1 protein-coding gene is annotated in these 524 nt (G+C 61.8%); it reads left to right on the forward strand.

Going from position 1 to position 524, the window contains the following annotated elements; all coding sequences use genetic code 11:
- Positions 1–524, forward strand: a 524-nt coding sequence (locus tag AC0L3J_RS37350; RefSeq protein WP_473350427.1) for an ATPase, T2SS/T4P/T4SS family, incomplete at both ends; no start/stop codon positions are given.

Below are 524 nucleotides of genomic sequence, written 5' to 3' on the forward strand. Positions count from 1 at the left end.
GTCATGCTCAACGCGGACGGCAAGGTGTGGCACGAACGCCTTGGCGAGCCGATGCGGTACATCTGCGACATGCGGCCCAGCCAGTCGCAGGCGATTATAGAAACGGTGGCCGGATTCCACGGCAAAGAGGTCACGCGGCATTCGCCCATCCTGGAAGGCGAGTTCCCCTTGGATGGCAGCCGCTTTGCCGGCCAATTGCCGCCGGTCGTGGCCGCGCCAACCTTTGCGATCCGCAAGCGCGCGGTCGCCATCTTCACGCTGGAACAGTACGTCGAGGCGGGCATCATGACCCGCGAGCAATACGAGGTCATTAAAAGCGCCGTCGCGGCGCATCGAAACATCCTCGTCATTGGCGGTACTGGCTCGGGCAAGACCACGCTCGTCAACGCGATCATCAATGAAATGGTCGCCTTCAACCCGTCTGAGCGCGTCGTCATCATCGAGGACACCGGCGAAATCCAGTGCGCCGCAGAGAACGCCGTCCAATACCACACCAGCATCGACGTCTCGATGACGCTGCTGCT

Source organism: Bradyrhizobium sp. Kon37 (assembly GCF_055807535.1).